The following is a 992-nucleotide window of genomic DNA, read 5'->3' on the forward strand; positions in this document are numbered from 1 at the left end:
TTTTAAAAAAAAAAAAAAACGCCCAAAAAATGGACGTTTACTTTTTCATTAAAAATTCTTGACCTTCTTCTGATTCAATCAACTGACTTCTGCATTTTTTTGCAATTGCAAAGAATAAGATCGATCCAGCAAGAAATACGATTGAAGCTCCTGTTGCTATATAAATATCTGTCATGACTTTTGTCTCAGACGGAATAATAGTACCTAAATAAAAAAACACGCCAACCGTCAATAGGACTGTAGCGAACTGTTTATAATCTACCATTTTTTCATAGATGTGCTTAGCGTTCAATTCAATCACCTACATAATTTGTCTTAACCACATCCCTACTTTAACATATTTAAACCATTATTTATTATGTAAATTTTGGAATTTCAATGTCACCGAAGAAATACTATCGCATAGAAAAAGCCCCTTGTTCTATAAGGGACTTTGACCTCAGTAATCTACAAATTCCAATTGTTAATCATTTCATTAACGATTTCAAAGGAATTCTTTGATGCTAGTTTTGTGAATTCAAGGAAGTTAACATCTGCAGATCCATCAGCCTGATCAGACATTGATCGGATGATAACAAATGGAATCTTATTCATGCTGCAAACCTGTCCCACAGCAGCACCTTCCATTTCTGTACAATATCCTTGAAGCTTCTCATGAAGAAATTTGACCTTACTCCGGTCAGCGATGAATTGGTCTCCTGAAAGAATCCGGCCGCTGACAATCTTTTTATCCTGTACAATCTCTTTACTTGCTGAAATGGCCAGGTCAACCAATTTAGAATCCGCTTTGAAGACGGAAACCTCGGTGTAAGGAATTTCACCAAGCTGGAAGCCTAATGCGGTTACGTCCATATCGTGCTGCAGGCAATCGGTCGAAATTACAATATCCCCGATTTTCAGCTCTGGATTCACTGCTCCTGCGACTCCTGTGAAAACGATATTCGAAGCTGCAAATTCATCAATTAAAATCTGTGTGCAAACACTGGCATTTA

At 37.0% G+C, this 992-nt stretch carries 2 protein-coding genes; both read right to left on the reverse strand.

Features of this window, described 5'->3' with window-relative positions:
- Nucleotides 1-37 precede the first annotated feature (37 nt).
- Entirely contained in the window at nucleotides 38-301 is a 264-nt protein-coding gene (locus V7201_RS08005; RefSeq protein ID WP_335376253.1) for a YrhC family protein, read from the reverse strand.
- A gap of 146 nt (nucleotides 302-447) precedes the next feature.
- Nucleotides 448-992 (reverse strand): 5'-methylthioadenosine/adenosylhomocysteine nucleosidase (locus V7201_RS08010; RefSeq protein ID WP_335376254.1); only part of this gene is annotated, 545 nt, incomplete at its 5' end.

Source organism: Bacillus sp. JJ1122 (assembly GCF_036964885.1).
GTDB lineage: Bacteria > Bacillota > Bacilli > Bacillales > Cytobacillaceae > Mesobacillus.